Raw genomic sequence first — 23,612 nt, forward strand, 5'->3', positions numbered from 1 at the left:
AACGCGATCGGCAAGAAAGACGGGGATGGCGACGGTTGCCGCGACGCTCGGATCCATTTATGGACCAGGTTGGCGTTGAGTCCGTGGTCCAGGGCAATCCGGGCGACCGATGCCCCTGGTTGCTGGCAATCCGCCACGATCCCGGCTTTAAACTCGGCAGTGAAGCGGCGACGCTTATGTGGGGCTTCCGGTGGTCTTAGCAGTGTCATATTAGGTGTCCACTTATGAATAGGTGGACACTATCGCCAGCGGCCGGCCGGGGGCTCAAGACGGGTTCGCCGGACGCTTACGCAGAACCCGACGTAAAAAAGTCACCTGATCCCATCCGTGCGAGTAATGCACCAGGCATTTAATGGCGCAACGCTGACGTTTCTGTCGCTGCATTTTTGTATCTGGCGTCAAAGCAGCATTATTTCGCGTTACTTTCAGTGCTTTATTTTTGTACTTGTCCTGAAAAACTATAGTTAAATACCATCTCAAGCTTTGCCATTGGGCCTGAACGTGCTAAAACGCCTGCATCTTTCACATGAATGGTATTGAGAGTCTTTATGTATAGTGATGAAGATATTAGGCGCCTGAGATGGCAAAGCCGTCGGGGCATGCTTGAACTCGACGTGCTGCTGGTGCCTTTTGTTGATGAGGCATTCAGGCAGCTGTCGCTGGAAGATCAGGCAAGCTTTGAGAAGCTGCTTGCGTGTGAGGACCAGGATCTGTTCGTCTGGTTCATGCAGCGGGAGCTTGCTTCGGATCCTGAAATTGCGCGCATGGTGAAGATGATACTGGATCGTGTTCAGCCCGCTTGAGGTTGAGATTAAGCCTTCCCATATGCTTTGGTGGCTGCAGCTATTGAGCCACTTGGGCTTCGTTGTACTGCTCGTTCAGTCTGTATTTCCAGCGCCTGTTATCCTGTGTCTGATCGCTGTTTCGGGCCTCAGCCTCGTTATTGGCTATCGTCAGCGGGCGGCTGGTGTTCAGGGGCTGCGCTGGGATGCAGATTTGCAGAGTGTCGCTCTTTTGGAGCCTGGGCAGGGCTGGGTGGCGGCAGAATCGCTGGAATCGATACTGGCCTGGCGTTGGCTGCTTGTATTGCGGATTCGTGCAGGCGGCCGGCACAGGCGACTGGTGCTTTTACCCGATAGCGTAACAATTGCCGCGTTCCGGCGCCTGAGCGTGATAGCCAGGCTTGCGCCAATGAAGCTCAATGCACCTGATCAGGCCACTCATAATTGATGGGTGTGAGAATGGTATCGCGTGCCTCGGGCGCAAGGCCAGGGTAGTCGAGAGTGTAATGCAGGCCCCGGCTTTCAGTGCGCTGCATGGCTGAGCGAATAATCAGGTCGGATACCAGTGCAAGGTTGCGCAGCTCCAGCAGGTCCCGGGTGATGCGATAGTTGCTGTAGTACTCCGTGATTTCCTGTTGTAGCAGGTCTACCCGGTGTTTGGCGCGCTGCAGGCGCTTGTTGGTTCTGACGATTCCAACATAGTCCCACATGAAACGGCGCAGCTCTTCCCAGTTGTGGGAAATGATGACGTCCTCGTCCGAGTCGGTGACCTGGGATGAGTCCCAGGCAGGGATGCTGATGCTGCTGTCCGGAGACACTGTCTGGTTGGCGGCTATGTCGGTCGCGACCGCATTGGCAAATACCAGGCATTCCAGTAAGGAGTTGGACGCCAGGCGGTTTGCGCCATGCAGGCCGGTAAAGGCGGTTTCTCCGATGGCATAGAGGCCTGGTATATCGGTGCGTCCATGAATATCGGTAATGATGCCGCCACAGGTGTAGTGCGCCGCCGGCACTATGGGAATGGGGTGGCGTGTTATGTCGATGCCGAGCTCCAGGCACTTCTTGTAAATGGTCGGGAAGTGGCTCTTGATAAAGTCAGCGGGCTTGTGGGATATGTCGAGATACAGGCAGTCGCAGCCCAGGCGTTTCATTTCGTGGTCGATGGCTCTGGCGACGATATCACGGGGCGCCAGCTCGCCGCGTTCATCAAAACGTAGCATGAAACGTTCGCCGTCCGGCAGTAGCAGGTGCCCGCCTTCTCCACGCACGGCCTCGGATACAAGGAACGACTTGGCCTGCGGATGGTACAGGCAGGTCGGGTGGAACTGGTTGAATTCCATGTTGGCAACCCGGGCGCCTGATCGCCAGGCCATGGCAATACCATCTCCCGAGGCACCATCCGAGTTGCTGGTGTAAAGGTAGGCCTTGGAGGCTCCACCGGTGGCGAGTACGACCTGGCCGGCTCGGAAAAGCTGGACCTCGCCGGATTTGCTGTCCAGTACATAGGCGCCGACGCAACGCTTGTTGGGCAGGCGCAGCTTGTCACGGGTAATCAGGTCAACGGCAATACAGTTTTCGAACAGGGTGATGTTGCTGGCAGACTGGGCCTGCTGAATCAATGTTTCCTGAACGGCTTTCCCGGTCGCGTCGGCAGCATGGATAATACGTCGGTGAGAATGACCACCTTCCTGCGTCAGGTGCAGGTGGCTGTTTTCGCGAGTAAAGGGCACTCCCTGCTCAATCAGCCACTGGATGCTGCGATTACCCTGGGTCACGGTGTACTCGACCGCTTGTGGGCGGCTCAGGTCTGCCCCGGCAGTCATGGTGTCAATGTAGTGGGCCTCGGGTGTGTCCCCCTCATCCAGCACCGCCGCAATGCCACCCTGGGCGAGCCAAGTCGAGCCGCTGGTGAGCTGTCCCTTGCTTAAAACTGCGACGCGTAACTCCGCGGGAAGCTGCAGGGCCAGCGTAAGGCCGGCAGCTCCGCTACCGATGATCAAAACGTCATGTATATGTTCGCTGGCCATGCTCAACCTTGAAAACTTTAGTGCGGGATGCCTAAAGGTAATTATGCAATGCAGGGGCGGTGGGCGTGAACCTTTTGTGTCAGTTCGCGGGATATTTTTGATAATTGGCCGGAACTAACCATTCACGCACGGTTCATATTGAGTAGCTTGCGATACCCGGCTCTTGAGAGGTTGCAATGACGTAGTCGCCACAGCCATACTCTCGTCATTAAATCCCCTGCTTTAAGGGGAGTAGTACCTTGGAACATAAGGATCTGGAGTGTCAAACGAGAGTCAGAGCGCGATTGACGGGCAGCTGGTGAAACGTGTGCAGGCGGGTGATAGTCGAGCCTATGATTTGCTGGTGAAAAAGTACCAGCACAAGATTATCGGCTTGATTGGGCGTTATGTGTATGACCAGCATGAAGCACTTGACGTGGCCCAGGAAGCTTTCATAAAGGCGTATCGAGCCTTGCCGAAATTCCGTGGCGACAGTGCTTTTTATACGTGGTTGTACCGAATTGCGATTAACACGGCTAAAAACCACCTGGTTGCGAAAGGGCGCCGCCCGCCGGATGTCGATGTGACGGTCGAGGATGCACATTATTTCGGCGGAGACAGTGAGCTCAAGGATATTGAAAGTCCCGAGAACAATCTTTACAGGGACGAACTGGAAGCCATCGTTAAGCGTGTGCTCGATAAGTTGCCCGAGGATCTTCGGGTGGCGCTGACGTTACGTGAGTTCGATGGTTTGAGTTACGAAGATATCGCCAATGTCATGGATTGCCCGGTGGGGACAGTACGTTCCCGTATTTTCAGGGCGCGAGAGGCGATCGATAAAGAGATAGTGCCTTTTCTTGCGGATTAACGGACATCCGCCGGGAACATGAGAATGTGTTTGAGGGATAACCATGAGTGATCAGTTCAACGATACCCTGTCGGCGCTTGTGGACGGAGAGGCCAGTGACTTTGAGATGCGCCGACTGTTATCTACTCTGGATGAGCAGCCGGCACTGGGTGAAAAGTGGCGCCGCTACCATCTGACGCGGTCGGCCCTGAAAGGTGAACGGGATACGGTATTTGCCGATATCAGCGCGGGCATTATGGCTCAGATTGACAGTGCAGCTGTAGAGCCCGAGCCTGCGGCTGATACCGGCAGGCAGGATGAACAGGGAGTGGTCGCTCCTCGCAAGGTCGACAGCGGGCGCTATTGGAAGCCGCTGATAAGCATGGCTACAGCAGCCTCGGTTACCGCTGCGGTAATTCTTGGCGTGCAGGGCTTTAATGCGGAACCGGTAAACACGGTTGCGAGCAATCAGCCACAGTACGTGTTGCCCTCGCTCGGCAGTTCCGAAGATTTCGTACGTGCCCGCTACGGGCATGAAAGCAGTTACGCCACTCAGGGCGTACCGCAGGCGGACGTGATACGACTGTCTCGTGGGCTTGAACGCTATATCAACCAGCATCAGCACATGCTCGGCGCCAGGCAGCCCGGTTGGCGCGCCCAGTGGCTGCCGGATGGCTTCACCAAAGTGCGGCACGAAGTGATGCCTGATGCCGAGGTGATGCTGTTTTCCGACGGACGTCACTCTGTCTCTGTCTGTATCGAACCGTTCGGACGTCAGACGGTCGCAGCCGGTGCTGCTCAGTCAAAAGACATGATTGCGGTCGGCAAGCGTCGTGGGGACGATTTTGTTACGGTGGTGGGTGATGTGCCATTGATGGTCGCTGATCGCATTGCCGCCTCGGTTCAGGCGCGCAATTAAATGATGGAAGAAGAGGCGATTGTTGTCGCGGTGGATGCCGGGGGTATCTGGGTTGAGTCTGACCGGACTGGCGCTTGTCAGAGCTGCAGCGCCAGCAAAGGTTGCGGTCAGCGTGCATTGGCGGAATACGCCAGTAAACGCAGTGAGCGCCTGCTGATTGATAATCCCCACGGCCTTGTGGCGAGGGTCGGTGACAGGGTCAGGGTTGGCATTGAAGAAGGCAGCTTCCTGCAAGCCTCCATTCTGTTGTACACCCTGCCGCTGGTCTTGCTTTTTCTGGGTGGTTATCTGGGCTCTTTTTATGGCACGTCTGAGCTGCCCTCTGTTGTAGCTAGTTTCGCTGGCTTGGCTGCAGGGTTGTGGCTAGCCAGAAGTGCCGGACAGCGTCTGGCGCGCTCCTGTCGTTACCAGCCTGTACTGATGAATATTATCTAGTGTGCCCTCAAAGGTTTGAATCCATGCAGTCGATAAAAATAGTATTCAGTATTTTGTTGTGCCTGGTGTGGTTTCCTGCGCATGCGGAATTGCCTGATTTTAAAAGTCTGGTAAAGGAAGCAGCGCCCGCAGTGGTCAATATCAGTACGGTACCTAAAGAGAAGAGCGGTCAGGGGTCTGCCCTGAACCCTTTTGAAGGGCCTGATGCTGAACAGATTCCGGAGATGTTCAGGCATTTTTTTAAGCAGTTTCCGGAGCTGGGAGATCAGCCACGTCCTGCGCCGCGTTCGCTAGGTTCCGGATTTGTCATTAGTGATGATGGTTACATCCTTACCAATCATCATGTGGTCAAGGGCGCGGGGAAAGTGCTGGTTCGCCTCAGTGACAGGCGTGAGCTTGAGGCACAGGTGATTGGTTCCGATGAGCGCTCCGATGTGGCTGTGCTGAAGATTGATGCGACTGATTTGCCGAGTGTACGCATAGGTTCCTCTGAAGCACTGGAAGCGGGGGAGTGGGTTCTGGCGATCGGGTCGCCGTTTGGATTTGACCATTCGGTGACCGCCGGAATTGTCAGTGCTACCGAGCGAGCATTGGCCAACGAGACCTATGTCCCCTTTATCCAGACCGATGTGGCGATCAATCCGGGTAACTCCGGTGGTCCGCTATTTAACCTGAATGGTGAAGTTGTCGGTATAAATTCACAGATTTACACCCGTTCGGGCGGCTTTATGGGGTTGTCCTTCGCTATTCCAATCGATGTCGCGATAGATGTTGCCGAACAGCTCAAGAGCCAGGGGCATGTTACACGCGGCTGGCTGGGCGTAATTATTCAGGAAGTGAGCCGTGATCTGGCTGAATCTTTCGGACTGGATAAACCTGCCGGTGCCTTGATTGCAAAGGTGCTGCCTGGAAGCCCGGCTGAGAAGGCAGGCTTTATGGAAGGGGATGTGATTTACCGTTTTGATGGCAGGGATATCGATTTGTCCTCAGACCTCCCGCCTCAGGTGGGCCGCGTCAAACCCGGCGAGTCCGTCTCAATTGATATTGTGCGTAACGGCAAGCATGAAGAGCTTGATGTCACTATTGAGGCACTGCCTGAGAATAGCGATCAGCTTGCAGCCTCCGGCCATACCGGTGAGTACAAGAGCAACCGACTTAACCTGGTGGTTGGCGAGCTGGATCATGAACGCAAGGAAAAGTGGAACCTGCGCTCAGGGGTTGTTATCCGCGCGGTAAATCCGGGGGCTGGCGCTGATGCAGGGCTCGTGGCCGAGGATGTGATTACCATGGTCAACGGTGAAGTTATTGAGAGTGTGAAACAGTTCGAACAGGCGCTGGAAGACCTCCCCGTGGATCGGCCGGTGCCACTGCGCATTGTGCGTCGCGGCAGTCCGATGTTTATTCCCCTCAAGCTCGAGCAATGACAGACAGGGGCCTGCCGGGCCCCTGCTTCGTTTTGGTTGTCGTCAGTTGTCAGTTTTGACCGAATCCGTCCAGCGCAGAGGTCTTGCAGGCCGCATGCATTCGATAGCCGAGCTGCGGTAAATACGGTAAACTTCGTCGCTTTGAATTATCGCCCTAACATCCAGGGTCTGCTGATCCCGAGTATCCTACACGTGAGCAATCTCGATCATATTCGCAACTTCTCCATCATCGCCCATATCGACCACGGTAAATCGACCCTGGCCGACCGCTTCATTCAGACCTGTGGTGGTCTGGCTGAGCGGGAAATGGCCGCTCAGGTTCTGGACTCGATGGAGCTGGAACGCGAGCGTGGCATCACGATCAAGGCCCAGAGTGTAACGCTCAAATACACGGCCAAGAATGGAGAAACCTATCAGCTGAACTTCATCGACACCCCCGGGCACGTCGATTTCTCCTATGAGGTGTCTCGTTCTCTTGCCGCCTGCGAAGGTGCATTACTGGTGGTGGATGCCGCTCAGGGCGTAGAAGCCCAGTCAGTCGCCAACTGTTACACGGCCCTGGAACAGGGACTGGAAGTGCTGCCCATCCTGAACAAGATGGACCTGCCCCAGGCTGAACCTGAACGCGTGCGTGAAGAGATCGAAGAAGTTATCGGTATCGACGCCAGTAACGCTGTTGCCTGCTCAGCCAAGAGTGGCATGGGGGTTGGCGATGTGCTGGAGGCGCTGATTGAACACATTCCGGCGCCGGTTGGCGACCTGGATGGGCCGCTGCAGGCGCTGATTATCGATTCCTGGTTCGACAAGTATCAGGGGGTTGTCTCTCTGGTACGGGTTAAGCACGGTGTTTTGCGTCGCAAGGAAAAGGTTCTGGTGAAATCCACCGGGCTGTCCTATCCCGTTGATCAGGTGGGTATCTTTACGCCCAAGCAGACGCCGACCAATGAACTCAAGGCGGGGGAGGTCGGCTACATAATCGCCGGCATCAAGGATATTCACGGCGCCCCGGTCGGGGATACCCTGACCCACGCCAAGACGCCCGATACGCCCACGCTGCCGGGCTTTCAAAAGGTCCAGCCGCAGGTGTATGCCGGGTTGTTTCCGACCGACGCGGATGACTACCAGGATTTTCGTGACGCTCTGGACAAACTGACGCTTAACGATGCGTCGCTGTTTTTCGAGCCTGAAACTTCTGATGCGCTGGGCTTTGGTTTCCGCTGTGGCTTTCTGGGCATGCTGCACATGGAAATCATCCAGGAGCGGCTGGAGCGTGAGTACGATCTGGACCTTGTGACGACGGCCCCCACCGTTGTCTATGAGCTTGAGCTCAACAGCGGCGAAGTGGTACACATCGACAGCCCGTCCAAACTGCCGGACCCTGGGGCGGTGCGCGAAATGCGCGAGCCCATCGTGGAGGCCAATATACTGGTGCCGCAGGAGTTCCTGGGGCAGGTAATTGGCCTGTGCGTTGAAAAACGAGGCGTTCAGAAAAACATGCACTATGTCGGGCGACAAGTGCAGGTGAAGTATGAGCTGCCCATGGCCGAGGTTGTACTCGACTTTTTTGACCGGCTTAAGTCTGTCAGTCGCGGCTATGCATCACTGGAATACAACTTTATCCGTTTCGAAGCGGCCCGCCTGGTGCGCATGGATATCCTCATTAACGGCGAGAAGGTCGATGCCCTGGCGGTCATCCTGCACAAGGATAATGCCGAATACCGTGGCCGCCAGTTGTGCGAAAAGATGAAGGAGTTGATTCCGCGTCAGATGTTCGACGTGGCGATTCAGGCGGCGCTCGGTGGCAAGGTTATAGCCCGTACCACAGTGAAGGCGCTGCGCAAGAACGTGCTGGCCAAGTGCTATGGCGGTGACGTAAGCCGCAAGAAAAAATTGCTCTCCAAGCAGAAAGAAGGCAAGAAGCGCATGAAACAGGTCGGTCGGGTCGAAATTCCGCAGGATGCTTTCCTCGCCGTACTGAAAGTTGACAGTTAAGGACAGACGATGAATTTCGATTTTGCTTTGGTACTCGTGGTTGCGACCTTCCTGGCCGCAATCGGCTGGTGTGTTGATAAATTCTGGTTGGCGCCGGCCCGCAGTGCCCGAGTTCAGAAGGCCGAGCTGCAGCTGGCCGGAGGCCTCTCGCAGGATGCGCTTAGCAAGCTTAACCACGTGCCCGGCTGGATCGATTTTTCCCGTTCCCTCTTTCCTGTGCTCTTCGTGGTGCTGATGCTGCGCTCCTTTCTGGTTGAGCCATTTCAGATCCCGTCGGGTTCCATGCTGCCGACCCTGAACATTGGTGACTTTATTCTGGTGAATAAATACCACTATGGTTTGCGCCTGCCCGTGCTGAATACAAAAGTCGTCGAGCTTAACGACCCCAAGGCCGGGGATGTCGTTGTGTTCAAGTACCCGCGTGACCCTTCGATCAATTACATCAAGCGCGTCATCGGCCTGCCGGGGGATCGAATCCGCTATCAGAACAAGATGCTGTTCGTGAACGGTAAGCCGCAGGCACAGCAGCTCTTGGCGCAACTTCCGCCGCTTAAGCCAGAGCAGTTGCTGCTGACGGAGAATCTGGACGGCATCCAGCACCAGGTCTACCATGACGTTGCCAGTAGCGGAATCGTCGGAGAGTGGGTGGTGCCGCAAGGGCAGTACTTTGTCATGGGTGACAACCGTGACAACAGCAATGACAGCCGTTACTGGGGCTTCGTACCGGACGAGCTGCTGGTAGGCAAGGCTTTCGCCGTCTGGATGCACTGGGAAACCTTTTTCAGTCTTCCGTCGTTCGGTGATGTGCGTCTGATCAAGTAATTGTGTATCAGCCTGATGAATAGGGGATTGTTATGATCAAGGCAGCGAAGAGGGAACAGGGTGCGTCGTTTGTCTCTATCCTGATAGTGATGATCATGGTCGGCGTATTTCTGGCCGTTGGGTTTAAGCTGTTTACGCCATACAAGGATCACGCCACCGTTAAATCCATTCTCGAGAATGTGATCTACGATCCTGATCTTGTGGGCAGGGATTCACGTTCAATTCGAAGTACCATCAGTAGCCGGGCTACTATTAACCAAGTCCGTACAGACCTTTCGCGCGAAGACTTCCTGAAGATTGAAAATATAGACGGCAAGATTCATTTTGATCTTGTCTACGAAGAGCGGGTTCCGATGTTTTATAACGTGGATGCCGTGGTTAAATTTAATGAGCATTACGAAGTTATAAAACCTTGATCAAACCGACCACAGATCTTAGCCGGCGCCTGGGCTATACCTTTAACGATCCGTCCCTGCTGGAACTCGCACTCACCCACCGCAGCTGCGGCAAGCGCAACAATGAGCGGCTCGAGTTTCTTGGCGATTCCATTGTCAATTTTGTCATCGCAGATGCACTGTTCAGGCAGTTTCCGCAGGCGCGCGAAGGCCAGCTGAGCCGGCTTCGGGCGCGGTTGGTCAAGGGTGAAACCCTGGCCGAGATTGCCCGTGAACTGAACCTGGGCGATTACCTGCGCCTGGGTTCCGGTGAGCTGAAAAGCGGTGGCTTTCGACGCGATTCCATCCTGGCCGATGCTACCGAGGCCGTGATGGGCGCCATCTATCTGGATAGCGACCTGGAAACCTGCCGAGGCTTTATTCATCGCTGGTTTGAGGAACGGCTGCATGAGCTCGATCTGAACGAATCGCTGAAAGATGCCAAGACACGTCTGCAGGAGCACCTGCAGTCGAGACGCCTTGCCCTGCCTGATTATGAGCTGGTGGCTGTTGATGGCGAAGCGCACTCCCAGACGTTTTTTATACGTTGCCATGTGACCGGTTTGAGCGCTCCCAGCGAAGGTGTCGGCAACAGTCGCCGGCAGGCGGAGCAGGAGGCTGCGAGACTTGCTCTGGTGGGACTGCAGGTGGAGAAGGCGCATGAGTGACGACTTTGAAATGCCAGAAGGCGAGTCTTACGACGGTGACCAGCGCTGCGGCTTCGTTGCAATCGTTGGACGACCCAATGTAGGCAAGTCGACGCTGCTAAACCATATTCTTGGCCAGAAACTGAGTATTACCTCGCGTAAGCCTCAGACCACGCGGCACCAGATTCTGGGTATCAAGACGGAAGATGACCTGCAGGTCATTTACGTTGACACGCCGGGCCTGCACCGGGATCAGGGCAAGGCGTTGAACCGCTACATGAACAAGACCGCCGCGGATGCAGTACGCGATGTCGACCTGGTGATATTTCTGGTTGATCGTACCGCCTGGACCGATGAAGACGATCTGGTGCTGGAGAAGCTCACCTGGGTACGCTGCCCGGTAGTGCTGGTGGTTAACAAGGTTGATCAGCTCAAGGACAAGGCGGAGCTTTTGCCGCACCTGGAGATGATCACTGCCAAACGGGAATTTGCTGAAGTCATCCCCATCTCCGCCAAGAACGGACACAACGTGCCGCGCCTGGAAACGCTGGTCGAGCAGCATATGCCTGCCGGCGAGCATTACTATCCAGAGGATCAGATTACTAACCGCAGCTCGCGCTTTGTCGCCGCCGAGCTGGTGCGCGAAAAGCTGATGCGTAACCTGGGGGAGGAAATTCCCTACGGCACGACGGTCGAGATTGAGCAGTTTGTCCAGGACGAGTACGGCCTGCTGACGATCAGCGCGCTGATTCTGGTCGAGCGGGAAGGGCAAAAACGTATCGTGATTGGCGACAAGGGTGCGCGCATGAAGACCATCGGGCGGGATGCCCGGCTGGACATGGAGCGCATGTTTGACAGCAAGGTCATGCTTAATCTCTGGGTCAAGGTACGCAAGGGCTGGGCCGATGACGACCGGGCGTTGCGCAGCCTGGGTTATGACGACTAAGCATGTAGCCTGCAGAGCGCCCCGGCGGCGATCTGTACCGTTATCGATGGCCTGCATGCTCCACGTTCGAGCCTTGTCATGAATACTGAGCACTGCTGATGGACTATCGCCTCGACGGGCAGGCCGCTTATGTGCTGCATGCCCGTCCCTACCGTGATACCAGCTTGCTGGTAGACTGCTTTACGCTGGAGTACGGCAAGGTCAGTCTCGTTGCCCGCGGTGCACGTCGCCCGGGCTCCCGGTCCCGTGCCAGTATTCAGTCTTTCGTTCCGCTGCAGCTGGGCTGGTCCGGGCGCAGCGAGCTGAAGACTCTCAGCCAGGCCGAGGCCGTTGCGCCACCGGTGTTTCTGCAGGGGCGGGCCCTGTTGTGCGGGCTCTATCTCAACGAGTTGTTGCAGCGCCTGCTGCAGCCGATCGACCCCCATCCCAGACTTTACGTCTACTACCAGTATGCGCTTAACGAGCTGCTCTCAGGGCAGGACATCGAGGGAGCACTGCGTACCTTCGAGCGGCATTTGCTGAGCGAGCTGGGTTATGCGCTGGAACTGAGTGGTCTTGACGCCCGAGCATTATACGTTTTAAGACCCGAAGGCGGGCTGCAGACTGTTGTCGCACCCACCGATACCGAGCGGCAGCGTTGTTTTGTCGGTGAGCAGTTGCTGGCCATTGGCGAAGATGACTATAGCGAGCCGCATACTCGCCGGGCGGCCAAAAGGCTGATGCGTCTGGCACTTGATCAGATGCTGGGCGGCAAGGCATTGAGAAGCCGTGAACTTTTTCAGCGTCCTGCCGAGCCTGCGGGCATTGGCGCAGGGCACTCTTGAATGAAAGGAGATAAATGTGATTGAGCCAAGCCGCTTGCTGCTGGGAGTCAACATCGATCATATCGCTACCCTGCGCCAAGCTCGGGGCACCCGCTATCCGGACCCCGTGCAGGCTGCGCTGCTGGCCGAAGAGGCTGGTGCCGACGGCATTACGGTGCATTTGCGTGAGGACCGGCGTCACATTCAGGAGCGAGATATTCGCCTCTTGAAGGAAACCCTGCAGACCCGTATGAATCTGGAAATGGCCGTCACCGACGAAATGCTGGCTTTTGCGGAAGAGATTCGTCCGGCGCACAGCTGCCTGGTACCGGAAAAGCGCGAAGAACTGACCACCGAAGGTGGCCTCGATGTCGCTGGGCAGGAAAGCAAGATGAAGGCTGCCTGCGACCGCCTTGCGGCAGCCGGTATCGAGGTTTCGCTGTTTATCGATCCCGATCGCGCGCAGATTGATGCGACAGTGCGCTGCGGTGCTCCGGTTATCGAACTGCACACCGGCGCCTATGCCGATGCGACGACGTCAAAGGCGCAGCGGGCGGAGCTTGCACGCATTCGTGATGCCGCCCGCTATGCGTGGGAGCAGGGTCTGATCGTGAATGCGGGGCATGGCCTGCACTATCACAATGTCGAGCAGATTGCTGAAATTCCCGAGCTGAACGAGCTTAATATTGGTCATGGCCTGATTGCCCGCGCGCTCTTTGTCGGCCTCAAGGATGCGGTTGCGGAGATGCGCAGGCTGATGCTGGAAACCCAGGTGCGGGTGCAGTCGCAGCGGGATGCGCTGAGCCGATGATCGCCGGTATCGGTACCGATCTGGTACAGATTGACCGCATAGCCAAGGCCCTTGCCCGTACCCCCGGCCTGGCGGAACGGATCCTGAGGCCGCAGGAGCTGGCAGGGTTCACCACCAGCAGGGACCAGGCGCGGTATCTGGCCAAGCGTTTTGCGGCCAAGGAGGCGGCAGTCAAGGCGCTGGGTACGGGTATTGGTCGTGGTGTGAGCTGGCAGCACCTTGAAATCGGACACGATGCCCTGGGCAAGCCCTGTTTGCATCTCACGGGGGGCGCCGAGGCCCGTGCGCTCGAGCTGGGGGTGAGTCGCCTGCACCTGTCCTACAGCGATGAGCAGCAGCTCATAGTCGCTTTTGTGGTCGCCGAGCAGAATGCCTGAGCCTAACGGGTGCTCAGTTCGCCGATCGGGTCACCCTGTTTCGTCAATTTACGTATTTAGTCACCGGTGATAGACATGACTTCAGAATTCCCAACCATTGAACACTATGTCGGCAAAACGCCCCTGGTGCGGTTGCAGCGCCTGCCGGGCGATACCTCGAATATTATTCTGTGCAAGCTTGAGGGCAATAACCCGGCGGGCTCGGTCAAGGACCGTCCGGCTCTGAGCATGATTCAGCAAGCAGAATCTCGCGGTGATATTCGTCCGGGGGATACGCTCATTGAGGCCACTTCGGGCAATACGGGGATCGCGCTCGCCATGGCGGCAGCCATCAAGGGTTACAAGCTGATTCTGATCATGCCGGACAACGCCAGTGCCGAGCGCAAGTCGTCCATGACGGCCTACGGTGCAGAGCTCATTACGGTTACGCCGGAACAGGGTATGGAAGGAGCGCGTGACCTGGCGGAACAAATGGAAGCGGCCGGCAAAGGACGGGTGCTGGACCAGTTCGCCAATCTGGACAATCCGGATTCGCATTACCTGGGGACCGGTCCGGAAATCTGGCAGCAGACCCATGGCCGCGTGACCCATTTTGTGTCTTCCATGGGTACCACGGGCACCATTATGGGGACGTCCCGTTACCTGAAAGAGCAGAATCCGAATATCCAGGTGATCGGGTTGCAACCCAGCGACGGTTCGCAGATTCCGGGCATACGGCGCTGGCCCCAGGCTTACCTGCCCAAGATCTTCGACCCGGCGCGGGTGGATCAGGTGCTGGACATCGAGCAGCGCGAAGCTGAAGACTGTATGCGTGCGCTGGCACGCCAGGAAGGTATCTTTTGCGGCGTCTCGTCGGGCGGGGCCGTTGCCGGCGCCTTGCGCCTGTCGGCTCAACTGGAGAATGCGGTGATCGTCTGCATTATCTGTGACCGGGGTGATCGTTATCTGTCGACCGGTGTCTACAGTCAGGCATAGACCTTGCTAGCGAGCGCACCGTGCTGGGACGTCACACTGACATTCGTGTGAATGTCAGTCCGGGGGGTTAGCCGTACATTGAACTTGCTCGCGAACACAGGTCATAACGACTAGAATGTGCCGCTTGTTGGCAGGGGCCATTTTTTTCTAGGTATTGTCAGGTGTACTTGGCCCCGAAGAAAAATAAATAGCAGAGATTCATGGCAAGCCGACGCGATGGGACCGGGCTCAGGTTGTTCCCCGGATTCCCGTCAACGGCTTCCAGACTATAGGAGTGGCTCTGCCATGGTGAAAGTCAGAGAAGATCATCCCATTCGAGAGGATGGCACCGTGGATCTGGACCTGTGGCTGCTAAATCTGCAGCGGCAGGTCGACATTACCGATATCAGTCAGATCCGCCAGGCCTGCGAGATGGCCAAGGCCGCTGAGCAGCGCGCGCATGCGGTAAACGAAGATGATATGTGGTCAAAGACCAGCCTTGGCAGTTACCGCACGGGCCTGGACATGGCCAACATCCTGGCCGAGTTGCAGCAGGATTCGGTGACCCTGGTGGCGGCCATTCTGTACCGCGCGGTGCGCGAGAACAAACTTTCTCTCAAGCAGGTTAGCGACAAATTCGGTGCCGAGGCGGCACAGCTCATTGACGGCGTGCTGCAGATGGCGGCGATCGGTACCCGCAAAAACCCCCGCTTTGAAGAAGGCGTTCTGGGCACGGGCTCGAACCAGGTCGATAACGTCCGCAAGATGCTGGTGGCGATGATCGACGATGTGCGGGTCGCGCTGATCAAGATTGCCGAGCGCACCTGCGCCATTCGCGGCGTAAAGACCGGTACTCGTCGCAAACGCTATCTTGTCGCGCGTGAAGTCTTCGACATCTATGCACCGCTGGCGCACCGGCTGGGTATCGGGCATATCAAGTGGGAACTTGAAGATCTGTCGTTCCGTTATCTCAAGCCTAATGACTACAAGGACATCGCCACGCTGCTGGATGAGAAGCGGCTGGATCGGCAGGAATTCATCAATACCGTTGTCGCCAAGCTCAAGCAGGATCTGAAAGCCGTTAACATTGACGGTCAGGTGATGGGGCGAGCAAAGCATATCTACAGCATCTGGCGCAAAATGCAGCGCAAGAACATCGAGTTCAGTCAGGTCTACGATGTGCGGGCGGTACGTATTCTGGTGCCGGAAACCCGCGACTGCTATACCGCGCTTGGCATCGTTCACGGCCTGTGGCGCAATATTCCGCATGAATTCGATGACTACATCGCCTCGCCCAAGCCCAACGGATACCGCTCTCTGCATACCGCGGTGATCGGCCCGGAAGGCAAGGTGCTGGAAATTCAGATTCGCACCCATGCGATGCATGAAGAAGCGGAACTCGGTGTCTGTGCGCACCATCTCTACAAGGGGACCGATCTTAATAGTCGCAGTTCGTCCTATGAGGACAAGATCGCCTGGCTGCGTCAGGTTCTGGAATGGCACGATGACCTGGGCCAAAGCGAAGCTTTCGGCGACATGTTGCGTGGCGATGTGACGCAGGATCGAGTCTATGTCTTCACGCCCGAGGGCCACGTGCTGGATCTGCCCCATGGTGCCACGGCGTTGGACTTCGCCTACCGTGTCCATACCGAGATCGGACATCGCTGTCGCGGCGCCAAGGTTAACGGGCGCATCATTCCCCTGACCCGCCCCCTGAAAACGGGCGATCAGGTTGAAATCATGACCGCGAACGAAGAGCGACCGCGACGGGACTGGCTCAACACCAACCTGGGCTATGTGACCACGTCCAGAGCAAGGGCCAAGATTGCGCACTGGTTCAAGGAACAGGCGCGGGATCAGAACGCGGAAGCTGGCCGGCATATTGTCGAGCGCGAGTTCAAGCGCCTGGCGCTGGATATCAGGGAAATCAATCTGGAACGGATTGCCCATGAGCTGAGTTATCGTCAGGCTGAAGACATGTTTGCCGGGCTGGGCGCGGGGGATTTGCGTCTGTCGCAGATCATCAATGCGGCCCAGCGACAGGTTGAAGTTGAGCACACCGACGAGCAGCTGGATCTGGCACTGCCGGCGATCAGCACTGCCAAGGTCAAGGGTGACGACCGCATTCGGATTCGCGGCGTGGGCAACCTGCTCACGACGATGGCATCCTGCTGCAAGCCGGTACCGGGGGACCAGATTGTCGGTTATATAACCCAGGGTCGAGGGGTGTCGGTCCACCGCGAAGACTGCAGTAACGCCTTGGCGCTGCGCGAGCATGAAAGGGAGCGCATGATCGAGGTCGACTGGGGCGAAGAGGGTGAGGCAACCTACCCGGTGGATATCTTCATCGAGGCCTACGACCGCTCTGGGTTGCTGCGTGACATCATGATGGAACTGGCCAACAGCAACCTCAATGTGCTGGCCGCCAATACCCTGACGGATTCCAAAAGCAATGTGGCGCGGCTGTCGATCACGGTGGAGATTTCCCGCCTTGAGATGCTTGGCCGCATCATGGACAAGATAAACCAGATACCCAACGTCATTGACGTGCACCGTCAACGCAGCGGCTTCACTACCTGACAGGAGCGACCTGATGAGCCCCTCTACAGAGAATGCCAATGGCTGAGTACAACCTGGACGATTTGCTTACCCTGATGGCGCGCCTGCGTGACCCCGAGGATGGCTGTCCCTGGGATCTCAAGCAGAACTTTGCCAGCATCGTGCGCCATACACTGGAAGAAGCCTATGAGGTGGCAGACACCATCGAGCGGCAGGACTGGCCTCATCTCAAGGACGAGCTTGGTGATTTGCTGTTCCAGGTGATTTTTTACGCCAGGCTCGGCGATGAGAGCGGTCATTTCGACTTTTCCGATATTGTCGATAATCTCGTTCGAAAGCTGCTGCGCCGTCATCCCCATGTGTTTCCGGCCGGCACCTTGGCATCCCGTGCCGGCGACATGCAGCGCAGCGAACAGCAGGTCAGCGAAACCTGGGAGCTGATCAAGCAGGAAGAGCGTGAAGGCAAGGCCAGCCTGGGTGTTCTGGATGATATACCGGCGGCGCTGCCGGGCCTGAGCCGCGCGGTTAAACTGCAAAAGAGAGCGTCCGGGGTCGGGTTTGACTGGAATGACCCGTTGCTGGTGCTCGACAAGATCGAAGAGGAAATCAGCGAGCTGCGTGAAGCCATCGCCCGCGGCGCGCAGGATGAAATCACCGATGAAATGGGGGACCTGCTGTTTGCTCAGGTCAACCTTGCGCGCCATCTGGGGGTTGATCCCGAAACGGCTGTGCGTAGCACCAATGCCAAGTTTGTGCGCCGCTTCGGGTATATCGAAAGTGTCGTAAAGGCCTCGGGGCGTGACTGGGACAGCTTTAGTCTCGATGAGCTCGATTCGTTCTGGAATCAAGCCAAGGTGCGCGGTCTCTAGGACGGCGCCAGGCGCGCAGGTTCCCCGTTTTTGTGTGCTCCTTTTTGCGCCCTCTATTGCACCAGACCGGTGCGTTTGAGGCACGTCTTCTCCCGCCTGTTCGCGCTGTTGCGAGTGATACGTTGTCCCTGACCGGCGCAGCCCTGCGTCGGTTTGTAAAATCTACCAAAAACTGCGATCTTCTATATTTTCCGTTTACCTTATCGGCTGCGAATCCATTATGCTCGAAGGGCAGATGCGACTGGGCCCGGGCGTTAAACCCGGCTGATTTTCATCAAAGGGAGAGATTGGATGGCTGATCTGCATGAAGCGTTGCGTGATGATGTTCGCATGTTGGGGGATTGCCTTGGGCAGACCATTGAGAACCAGCTTGGCGAGGCTTTTCTGCAAAAGGTAGAGCGCATTCGCAAGCTGGCCAAGGCCGGGCGCCTTGAAGACAACAGTGAATACGCTGAGCTCCTCAGCGCCCTGAAGGAACTGAGCGAAGATGAGGTACTGCCGGTCGCGCGGGCCTTTACCCAGTTTCTAAATCTGGCCAATATTGCCGAAGAGCACCACCGGGTGCGCCGGCGCCTGGAGGACAAGGGCAAAGACGCCCCCGAGTCGCTGGCTCAACTGTTTAACCGCCTGAGTGACCGTGGCTTCAGCGTGCGCGAGATTGCCGATGGCCTTGGCAAGCTGAGCGTAGACCTGGTGCTGACCGCGCATCCGACCGAAGTTAACCGCCGTACGCTGATTCAGAAGTTCGATGATATTGCCGACTGCCTCAAACGTCTCGATCGGGGTGAAAAGGTGCAGCATCGCCTGCGCGAACTTGTCAGTGAGATCTGGCACACCGACGAAATTCGTCAGCAGCGCCCAACGCCGGTGGACGAAGCCAAATGGGGCTTCGCCGTGATTGAAAACTCTCTCTGGAAGGCCGTACCCAAGTTCCTGCGTGCCCTTGATGAGCAGCTGCAGGAAGTGCTGGGTGAAGGCCTGCCGCTGGATTGCTGCCCGGTGCGTTATTCATCCTGGATGGGCGGGGATCGTGATGGCAACCCCAATGTGACCGCCAGCGTCACCCGTGAAGTACTGCTCGTATCGCGCTGGATGGCTGCGGATCTGTATTACCGGGATATCGATCAGCTGCGGGCCGAACTCTCGATGAACCAGTGCAACGCCGAAATGCGGGCGCGGGTCGGGGACGCATCCGAACCCTACCGTAAACTGCTGGGTCAGGTGCGGGCCGCACTGGGTCGCACTAAAGTCTGGCTCAAGGCGCAACTTGATGGTAAACCGGTGCCCGCCGGGGATGTGCTGTTGCACGAACAGGATCTGTTGCAGCCGCTATTATTGTGCCACCAATCGTTGCAGGACTGTGGCATGCAGATTATCGCCCAGGGCCGGCTGCAGGATGTGATCAGACGCATTGCCTGTTTCGGAATGACACTGGTCAAACTGGATATTCGCCAGAATGCCGATCGCCATGCGGGCGTGTTTGATGAACTGACCGACTTCTACGGTCTGGGCTGCTACAGCGACTGGGATGAGGCGAAGCGCCAGCAGTTTCTGTTGACCGAACTGAACAGTCGGCGTCCTTTGCTCCCCAGGGCCTGGCAACCCTCCGCGCTGGTGCAGGAAGTGCTGGACACGTGCAAGGTGGTGGCGGCCTCCGAGGTGAACTCGCTGGGCAGCTATGTGATCTCCATGGCCAGTCAGCCCTCCGACGTACTCGGTGTGATCCTGCTGCTGCAGGAGGCGGGCATCGGGCACAACATGCGCGTGGTGCCGCTGTTTGAAACCCTGTCGGACCTTCAGGGGGCGCATGGTTGTATTGATGCGTTACTGTCGCTGGACTGGTACCAGGATTACATTCAGGGCCACCAGGAAGTCATGATCGGCTATTCTGACTCCGCCAAGGATGCCGGTCAGCTGGCGGCCGCCTGGGGGCAGTTCCAGGCTCAGGAAGAGCTCACTGCCGTGTGCCGCAAGCATCAGGTTCAGCTGACCCTGTTTCACGGCCGTGGTGGTACTGTGGCCCGTGGTGGTGGCCCGAGCCATACCGCCATTCTGGCTCAGCCACCGGGGTCGGTGGACCATGGTTTGCGGGTTACCGAGCAGGGCGAGATGATTCGCTTCAAATTCGGGATTCCGGAAATCGCTATCCGCAACATGGAGCTGTATACCGCGGCCGTACTGCAGGCAACGCTGGACCCGGCGCCGGGTCCGCAGCCGCAATGGCGCAGTCAGATGGAGCGCATGGCAAAGCGCGGACTGAAGGAATACCGTGCTGTGGTGCGCGAGGATGAGCATTTTGTGCAGTACTTCCGATGCGCGACACCGGAGCAGGAACTGGCCAAGCTGCCGCTGGGTTCGCGTCCCGCCAAACGACGCACAGACGGTGGTATCGAGAGTCTGCGCGCAATACCCTGGATCTTTGCCTGGACACAGACTCGCCTGATGCTTCCGGCCTGGCTGGGGTCGGACAGTGCGTTGCAGGAGGCGGTAGCGGATCAGCTGCCCTTGCTGCACACCATGTATCGTGACTGGCCGTTTTTTCGTGCCAATATCGACATGCTGGAAATGGTGCTGGCCAAAAGTGATCCGGACATTTCGGCTTACTACGATGCACGCCTGGTATCCGAAGAGCTGCGGGTGCTCGGTTCGAGTCTGCGCAGTCGCCTGCGCAACAGTGTCGAACTGGTGAAGCAGGTCAGGCAGCAGACGCAGTTATTGGCCGAAAATCCGGTGATTCGTCAGTCGATCGAAGTTCGTAATCCCTATATCGATCCGCTGCACTTTCTGCAGGCTGAGTTGCTGTTGCGTGATCGTACTCAGCCTGACAGTCGGCTGGAGCGGGCTCTGATGGTGAGCATGTCAGGTATCTCGGCGGGTATGCGCAATACGGGCTGATTTTTGGTCAGGACCACTGGCGGGGTTGATGACGACCCCGCTTTTAGCATACCCTCAATACCCTTTTTACGTGCAGGTAGCGCCTGTGCGTATGCTAAGACGCTAGTTTACTGACGAAAAATCGCGTGCCAGGCATCGCCGCAGGCGGCAGCTTTCATCGCTGTTGCACTGCTTTTTCCTCAGTGTGTTAGTGCTAATGTCGCATTGTTCCAGAGCATTGGACTCGCTACTGTCCAGAGCATGGGTTATCAGTTGCTGACGGCCGTGCAGCTACGCGAAGCAGATTTTTAGTGTTTTGTGATTTAATAAGAGTAGGAGCCAACCGTTAATGCGTATTATTCTTCTGGGCGCCCCTGGCGCCGGTAAAGGCACACAGGCGCAGTACCTTACCGAAAAATTCAACATTCCGCAGATCTCTACCGGTGATATGCTGCGCGCCGCTGTCAAGGCCGGCACCCCGCTGGGTATCAAGGCCAAGGCCGTAATGGATGCAGGTCAATTGGTGTCCGATGACATCATTATCGGTCTGGTACAGGAGCGTATTACTGAGGATGACTGCGCCAATGGATTCCTGTTTGATGGTTTCCCGCGCACCATTCCCCAGGCTGATGCGCTCAAGGATGCCGGCGTGAAGATTGACGCCGTGGTGGAAATTGACGTCGACAATGAAGAAATCATCAAGCGCATGAGCGGCCGTCGCGTTCACCCGGGTTCGGGCCGTACTTACCATGTTGTTTTCAATGCGCCCAAGGTTGAAGGCAAGGATGATGTAACCGGCGAAGACCTGATTCAGCGTGAGGACGACAAGGAAGAGACCGTACGGGCTCGCCTGAAGGTATACGATGAGCAGACCGCACCGCTGATCAGCTACTACAAGAGCTGGGCTGAGGCTGATGCTGCGAGTGCGCCGCGCTATGTTTACATTCCGGGTGTCGGCTCTGTCGAGCAGATCCGCGACAATATTTTTGCCGCGCTCTGATTCTTCGCGTCGCCGAGCCAAGGGCCGCTGATCTCAGCGGCCTTTTTGTCTCTGGCCTGAATACAGGCCGTTGTCGCAAAGGCTGCCTCAATCCGGGCTTTAAGGTATTCTCGCCGTGATGTCAGGGGGTGAGAATCACAGAGCAGGGAGTCTTTGCATGCGACGTCGAGTGTTTGTTGGGCGGTTGGGTGTTGTTATGTCGGCGCTGGTGCTGGTGCCGCTGCGTGCATTGGCCAACTGGAACGCGCATGCGTTTGACAGTGCGGGCATGGATGCAGCGCTCACCGCGGCCTTTGGTCGCAGCGATACGGTGACCGCGCTGGAGATCGAATTGAAGCTACCCACCACGGCTCATCAGGGGGGGCTGGTCCCGGTTATGGTGCAGACCCACTTGCCCAATGTATCCCGCCTTGCCCTGTTGGTGCACGAAAACCCGCGGCCGCTGGCGGCATTGTTCGAGTTCGGACCTAATACCCTGCCCGAGATCGCGGCCCGTATTCGTTTAGCCAGATCCAGCGAGGTCTCGGTGGTGGTGGAGTCCAATGGTCAGCTGTTCAGAAACAGTCAGCCGGTGCGAGTTGTTCTTGATGGCTGTACAGGCGGGCTAAACGACGAGGGTGCACAGTGAGAATCGAGACCACGATCAGTGGGGACATCGTCACTGTTCGCCTGTTTCTGGAGCACGCAATGGCGGCTCAATCTGGCTGTATGGCTGATGCAGCGCAGGCTGTGTTTATTCGTATGCTCAATGTGCGTTACCGGGGCGAGAAGGTGTTTGGCGCCGAACTCTCTCCGGCGGTGTCGCAGGACCCCTTTCTGCGCTTTCGCTTTCGGGGTACAGCTGGCGGTACCCTGGTTATCAGCTGGAGCGACAGTCAGGGAGCAAATGGTTCTCACAGCCACGAGATTACCTAACAGCCTGGTGGGCCTTTGGGCACTCATTCAGTGTTAAGTCCGACAGGCTTATCGCAGATGCCAACCCCGGCTGGCAGGCTTGCGTCTCGCTCCAGCATCCTCGATCAGACCGCTTAAACGGCGTCCTGATGGCTTTAGTCGTCGAGGCTGGCGCTGGCCTTCACTCAGGGGCAGTCTTAGCCATCATCAGACGTCGTCAGGCGCTGGGTTTTTTGCCCCGAGTTGGGGATAATACGCGCCCTATAATGCACCCCTGACAACATCTCAGGCCGTTGCCGTGTTCGCTGGTGCGTCATGCCAGGGGATGAGGCCGCAGATCAACGTGGCGGCAGGCATGCGAAATCACTGCGCGTGGCCACAGTACGTGCAAACACGATTAACCCGAGCGGGATCTGGAATCCTGGCCCGGCATCCCGGTACTCAAGCCGGGTACAGGAGCAACTCCAATGGAAGACGAAATTCTGTTCGGCCAGCATGCGGTACGTACGGCGCTGAAACGGGACTCCAAACGTATCAAGCGCCTGCTGGTGCAGCAGGGGCGCAATGACGAGCGTATCCAGCAGGTGATTGACCTGGCGGCACCGGTGCATGTGCGGCCCGAGCGCGTCAGCCGTCAGGAGCTGGACCGTCTGTCGGACGGCGGTGTGCATCAGGGTGTGCTCGTGCTCTGCGATCCCATTTTGTCCAAGGATGAAGGCTTTCTGGATCAGTTACTGGATGGGCTGGAGGCAGCACCCTTTCTGCTGATTCTGGATGGCGTCACGGATCCGCACAACCTGGGCGCCTGTCTGCGCACGGCAGATGCGGCCGGCGTGCAGGCGGTGATCGCGCCAAAGGACAAGTCGGCGCCGTTGAACTCCACTGTTTCCAAGGTGGCCTGCGGTGCTGCCGAGGTTGTGCCCTATGTGCAGGTAACCAACCTCGCGCGCACGTTGCAGATGCTACAGCAGCGCGGTATCTGGATTACCGGTACGGCGGGGGAGGCCGAGCAGATGGTCTATGATGCCAGCCTGACCGGGCCCATGGCGCTGATCATGGGCGCAGAAGGCAAGGGAATGAGGCGCCTGACCCGTGAAAACTGCGATCACCTGGTCAAGATTCCGATGTCCGGTGAGGTCAGCAGTCTGAACGTATCAGTGGCCGCAGGCGTGTGCCTGTTTGAAGCGGTGCGTCAGCGTCGAGAGGCCTGATACGAC

Annotated in this window: 24 protein-coding genes; 22 read left to right on the forward strand and 2 right to left on the reverse strand. The window is 57.3% G+C overall.

All coding sequences use genetic code 11. The features are described from left to right. The coding region (locus F451_RS28715; protein WP_156826507.1) for a transposase at positions 1-209 on the reverse strand (209 nt) is incomplete at its 3' end. A gap of 339 nt (positions 210-548) precedes the next feature. On the opposite strand from F451_RS28715, the gene F451_RS0114950 reads away from it, so the two are divergent. Next, on the forward strand, positions 549-803 hold the full coding sequence (locus F451_RS0114950; protein WP_026291792.1) for an FAD assembly factor SdhE: 255 nt from the start codon (positions 549-551) through the stop codon (positions 801-803). Positions 804-825: 22 nt separating this feature from the next. Further along, positions 826-1,230 (forward strand): hypothetical protein, encoded by a 405-nt coding sequence (locus F451_RS28840; protein ID WP_420835278.1) that lies wholly within the window; start codon positions 826-828, stop codon positions 1,228-1,230. Here the strand turns inward: F451_RS28840 and nadB are convergent. Next, positions 1,199-2,809 carry an L-aspartate oxidase gene (gene nadB / locus F451_RS0114960; protein WP_020682198.1) on the reverse strand — a complete coding sequence of 537 codons (1,611 nt, stop codon included), beginning with the start codon at positions 2,807-2,809 and terminating at the stop codon, positions 1,199-1,201. The genes F451_RS28840 and nadB overlap by 32 nt on opposite strands. A gap of 259 nt (positions 2,810-3,068) precedes the next feature. Here nadB and rpoE point away from each other — a divergent pair, with 259 nt between their 5' ends. The 20 genes from rpoE (at position 3,069) to rlmB (ending at position 23,606) form a co-directional block, all read left to right on the forward strand. Continuing rightward, positions 3,069-3,656 carry an RNA polymerase sigma factor RpoE gene (rpoE, locus tag F451_RS0114965; RefSeq protein WP_020682199.1) on the forward strand — a complete coding sequence of 196 codons (588 nt, stop codon included), beginning with the start codon at positions 3,069-3,071 and terminating at the stop codon, positions 3,654-3,656. Between the two features lie 43 nt (positions 3,657-3,699). Then, complete coding sequence (locus tag F451_RS26775) at positions 3,700-4,554, forward strand: MucB/RseB C-terminal domain-containing protein (RefSeq protein ID WP_020682200.1); 855 nt, start codon at positions 3,700-3,702, stop codon at positions 4,552-4,554. Next, entirely contained in the window at positions 4,555-4,989 is a 435-nt protein-coding gene (locus F451_RS0114975; protein ID WP_020682201.1) for a SoxR reducing system RseC family protein, read from the forward strand. Positions 4,990-5,012: 23 nt separating this feature from the next. Beyond that, positions 5,013-6,413 carry a DegQ family serine endoprotease gene (locus F451_RS0114980; protein ID WP_020682202.1) on the forward strand — a complete coding sequence of 467 codons (1,401 nt, stop codon included), beginning with the start codon at positions 5,013-5,015 and terminating at the stop codon, positions 6,411-6,413. Positions 6,414-6,605: 192 nt separating this feature from the next. Further along, positions 6,606-8,405 carry a translation elongation factor 4 gene (gene lepA, locus F451_RS0114985; RefSeq protein ID WP_020682203.1) on the forward strand — a complete coding sequence of 600 codons (1,800 nt, stop codon included), beginning with the start codon at positions 6,606-6,608 and terminating at the stop codon, positions 8,403-8,405. A gap of 9 nt (positions 8,406-8,414) precedes the next feature. Further along, entirely contained in the window at positions 8,415-9,227 is an 813-nt protein-coding gene (gene lepB / locus F451_RS0114990) for a signal peptidase I (protein WP_020682204.1), read from the forward strand. 32 nt (positions 9,228-9,259) lie between these two features. Continuing rightward, on the forward strand, positions 9,260-9,643 hold the full coding sequence (locus F451_RS0114995) for a DUF4845 domain-containing protein (protein ID WP_020682205.1): 384 nt from the start codon (positions 9,260-9,262) through the stop codon (positions 9,641-9,643). Beyond that, positions 9,640-10,329, forward strand: a complete 690-nt coding sequence (gene rnc / locus F451_RS0115000) for a ribonuclease III (RefSeq protein WP_020682206.1) — start codon at positions 9,640-9,642, stop codon at positions 10,327-10,329. Before F451_RS0114995 ends, rnc begins: the two co-directional genes overlap by 4 nt. Then, the gene (gene era / locus F451_RS0115005) at positions 10,322-11,254 is read left to right on the forward strand and encodes a GTPase Era (protein WP_020682207.1); all 933 of its coding nucleotides are present in this window, start codon (positions 10,322-10,324) and stop codon (positions 11,252-11,254) included. Before rnc ends, era begins: the two co-directional genes overlap by 8 nt. Positions 11,255-11,352: 98 nt before the next feature. Next, positions 11,353-12,078: a DNA repair protein RecO gene (recO, locus tag F451_RS0115010; protein WP_020682208.1), complete on the forward strand. Its 726-nt coding sequence runs from the start codon at positions 11,353-11,355 to the stop codon at positions 12,076-12,078. A 19-nt stretch (positions 12,079-12,097) separates the two neighbouring features. Continuing rightward, positions 12,098-12,868: a pyridoxine 5'-phosphate synthase gene (gene pdxJ, locus F451_RS0115015; protein ID WP_205624022.1), complete on the forward strand. Its 771-nt coding sequence runs from the start codon at positions 12,098-12,100 to the stop codon at positions 12,866-12,868. Then, entirely contained in the window at positions 12,865-13,245 is a 381-nt protein-coding gene (locus F451_RS0115020) for a holo-ACP synthase (protein WP_020682210.1), read from the forward strand. The genes pdxJ and F451_RS0115020 overlap by 4 nt, the downstream gene beginning before the upstream one ends. Positions 13,246-13,320: 75 nt before the next feature. Continuing rightward, positions 13,321-14,220: a cysteine synthase CysM gene (gene cysM / locus F451_RS0115025; protein WP_020682211.1), complete on the forward strand. Its 900-nt coding sequence runs from the start codon at positions 13,321-13,323 to the stop codon at positions 14,218-14,220. A gap of 285 nt (positions 14,221-14,505) precedes the next feature. Then, entirely contained in the window at positions 14,506-16,779 is a 2,274-nt protein-coding gene (gene relA / locus F451_RS0115030) for a GTP diphosphokinase (protein WP_020682212.1), read from the forward strand. A gap of 38 nt (positions 16,780-16,817) precedes the next feature. Beyond that, positions 16,818-17,627 carry a nucleoside triphosphate pyrophosphohydrolase gene (gene mazG / locus F451_RS0115035; protein WP_020682213.1) on the forward strand — a complete coding sequence of 270 codons (810 nt, stop codon included), beginning with the start codon at positions 16,818-16,820 and terminating at the stop codon, positions 17,625-17,627. A 291-nt stretch (positions 17,628-17,918) separates the two neighbouring features. After that, positions 17,919-20,522: a phosphoenolpyruvate carboxylase gene (gene ppc, locus F451_RS0115040; protein WP_020682214.1), complete on the forward strand. Its 2,604-nt coding sequence runs from the start codon at positions 17,919-17,921 to the stop codon at positions 20,520-20,522. A gap of 328 nt (positions 20,523-20,850) precedes the next feature. Beyond that, on the forward strand, positions 20,851-21,501 hold the full coding sequence (gene adk, locus F451_RS0115045; protein WP_020682215.1) for an adenylate kinase: 651 nt from the start codon (positions 20,851-20,853) through the stop codon (positions 21,499-21,501). 157 nt (positions 21,502-21,658) lie between these two features. Further along, entirely contained in the window at positions 21,659-22,129 is a 471-nt protein-coding gene (locus F451_RS25680; RefSeq protein WP_169434520.1) for a thiosulfate oxidation carrier protein SoxY, read from the forward strand. After that, a complete protein-coding gene (locus tag F451_RS0115055) occupies positions 22,126-22,416 on the forward strand; it encodes a thiosulfate oxidation carrier complex protein SoxZ (RefSeq protein ID WP_083928444.1) in 291 nt (96 codons plus the stop codon). The genes F451_RS25680 and F451_RS0115055 overlap by 4 nt, the downstream gene beginning before the upstream one ends. A gap of 446 nt (positions 22,417-22,862) precedes the next feature. Continuing rightward, positions 22,863-23,606 (forward strand): 23S rRNA (guanosine(2251)-2'-O)-methyltransferase RlmB, encoded by a 744-nt coding sequence (rlmB, locus tag F451_RS0115060; RefSeq protein ID WP_020682218.1) that lies wholly within the window; start codon positions 22,863-22,865, stop codon positions 23,604-23,606. Positions 23,607-23,612 lie beyond the last annotated feature (6 nt).

The organism is Marinobacterium rhizophilum DSM 18822 (genome assembly GCF_000378045.1).
In the GTDB taxonomy this organism is placed as follows: Bacteria; Pseudomonadota; Gammaproteobacteria; order Pseudomonadales; family Balneatricaceae; genus Marinobacterium_A; species Marinobacterium_A rhizophilum.

Excerpts from the sequence above, each read along its gene's own strand:
- F451_RS0114950 (WP_026291792.1), top strand. The coding sequence starts at position 549 with ATGTATAGTGATGAAGATATTAGGCGCCTGAGATGGCAAAGCCGTCGG.
- F451_RS28840 (WP_420835278.1), top strand. The coding sequence starts at position 826 with ATGCTTTGGTGGCTGCAGCTATTGAGCCACTTGGGCTTCGTTGTACTG.
- nadB (WP_020682198.1), bottom strand. The coding sequence starts at position 2,809 with ATGGCCAGCGAACATATACATGACGTTTTGATCATCGGTAGCGGAGCT.
- F451_RS26775 (WP_020682200.1), top strand. The coding sequence starts at position 3,700 with ATGAGTGATCAGTTCAACGATACCCTGTCGGCGCTTGTGGACGGAGAG.
- F451_RS0114975 (WP_020682201.1), top strand. The coding sequence starts at position 4,555 with ATGATGGAAGAAGAGGCGATTGTTGTCGCGGTGGATGCCGGGGGTATC.
- F451_RS0114980 (WP_020682202.1), top strand. The coding sequence starts at position 5,013 with ATGCAGTCGATAAAAATAGTATTCAGTATTTTGTTGTGCCTGGTGTGG.
- lepB (WP_020682204.1), top strand. The coding sequence starts at position 8,415 with ATGAATTTCGATTTTGCTTTGGTACTCGTGGTTGCGACCTTCCTGGCC.
- F451_RS0114995 (WP_020682205.1), top strand. The coding sequence starts at position 9,260 with ATGATCAAGGCAGCGAAGAGGGAACAGGGTGCGTCGTTTGTCTCTATC.
- era (WP_020682207.1), top strand. The coding sequence starts at position 10,322 with ATGAGTGACGACTTTGAAATGCCAGAAGGCGAGTCTTACGACGGTGAC.
- recO (WP_020682208.1), top strand. The coding sequence starts at position 11,353 with ATGGACTATCGCCTCGACGGGCAGGCCGCTTATGTGCTGCATGCCCGT.
- F451_RS0115020 (WP_020682210.1), top strand. The coding sequence starts at position 12,865 with ATGATCGCCGGTATCGGTACCGATCTGGTACAGATTGACCGCATAGCC.
- cysM (WP_020682211.1), top strand. The coding sequence starts at position 13,321 with ATGACTTCAGAATTCCCAACCATTGAACACTATGTCGGCAAAACGCCC.
- relA (WP_020682212.1), top strand. The coding sequence starts at position 14,506 with ATGGTGAAAGTCAGAGAAGATCATCCCATTCGAGAGGATGGCACCGTG.
- mazG (WP_020682213.1), top strand. The coding sequence starts at position 16,818 with ATGGCTGAGTACAACCTGGACGATTTGCTTACCCTGATGGCGCGCCTG.
- ppc (WP_020682214.1), top strand. The coding sequence starts at position 17,919 with ATGGCTGATCTGCATGAAGCGTTGCGTGATGATGTTCGCATGTTGGGG.
- adk (WP_020682215.1), top strand. The coding sequence starts at position 20,851 with ATGCGTATTATTCTTCTGGGCGCCCCTGGCGCCGGTAAAGGCACACAG.
- F451_RS25680 (WP_169434520.1), top strand. The coding sequence starts at position 21,659 with ATGCGACGTCGAGTGTTTGTTGGGCGGTTGGGTGTTGTTATGTCGGCG.
- rlmB (WP_020682218.1), top strand. The coding sequence starts at position 22,863 with ATGGAAGACGAAATTCTGTTCGGCCAGCATGCGGTACGTACGGCGCTG.